A 1,112-nucleotide genomic window follows, 5' to 3' on the forward strand; every position below is an offset into this window, starting at 1 on the left:
TCAGCAACACCCCCGACGCCGCCACCGCGAACGACAACTCCCACAACCGAGTCGCCACCAACGTCAACAACCCCGTCAACACCCACGCCACCCGCCAACGCGACGAATAGACGGCCGCGCTGTACGTGGCGAACGGCGCCGCGAGCGGCACCCACACCCCCGCCCCGTCGACCGATGTCACCAGGAGGCCGGGCGCAAGCCACACCGAGACCGTCATCACCACTGAGGCCACAAGCGCCACAGTGAGGACCATCAGGGGTCGGCTACGCCGCACCAGCAGGGTCAGCAACACAAGGACCTGCAGGACGAGGCCGGCCCACGGACCGCAGTCGGGGTGGCCGTCCGTCCGAGATCCGTTCCACACGGCAACGAGGACGTTGAGCAGTACAAGGGCCGTGAGGAGCCCGATGTCAAAGGCAGGCACCCGCCACGACGACGTCTTCGTGGACAAGCGCACCCCCGTGCATGTCGGCTCCACACTGTGCGGTGGTCGTGCAGAGCTTAGACCGTCTCGAGCCCCGACCGCACCGGGTGCCTTGCACCTCGGGCCGGTGCACGCCAGGTCCACGAGATGCGGAACCGGTACGGTCGCCCGCAACTTTCGTCGGTACGGGTGCCAACGTTTCCCTCTGCACAGCAGGGTCCCAGAAGCGGTTGAATGATGCATGTTGAAGCGCAAGCTTGGCCACCGGAACAGAACTTATTGAGGAGCGACATGCTGTGGGTCGGCATCGTCCTGGCCGTTCAGGGAATCGGATCATTCCTGACTGAGCGGATCTGGGACACAAAATTCGGTGTCACGGCATTGCTGGGTGACGACGCCCCCTCGTGGGTGAGCCTGGCGATCGGCGTGGTGGGCCTGATCATCCTCGCATTCAGCGTGAGTTCACGCTCGCGCAAATCGGTGCACAGCTAACGTTGCCCACAATTTCCCGGTGGCCGATTTCCCCCGTAATCGGCCACCGGGTTCATTCTTCTCGAGGCAGCGGGAAAAACGGTCGAGGCAGCGGGAAGGCAACAGGACAGCGGGAGAAACAACAGTGGGGGGGGGGGGGGGGGAAGAGAGAACGCACCCCCATCTGCTGGTGTTTTTCAGGCGGAGGGGCGCTTTT

Annotated in this window: 1 protein-coding gene and 1 pseudogene; one reads left to right on the top strand and one right to left on the bottom strand. The window is 64.3% G+C overall.

Annotated features, from left to right (window positions below; translation table 11 throughout):
* Window positions 1–451, bottom strand: a pseudogene (locus ACZ5CR_RS43265) (hypothetical protein); the annotation flags it as partial.
* A 207-nt stretch (window positions 452–658) separates the two neighbouring features.
* Between ACZ5CR_RS43265 and ACZ5CR_RS43270 the strand changes: the two are divergent.
* Window positions 659–916 (top strand): hypothetical protein, encoded by a 258-nt coding sequence (locus tag ACZ5CR_RS43270; protein ID WP_468868609.1) that lies wholly within the window; start codon window positions 659–661, stop codon window positions 914–916.
* The last annotated feature ends 196 nt before the right edge of the window (window positions 917–1,112 follow it).

The organism is Streptomyces sp. NPDC031274 (assembly GCF_055570235.1).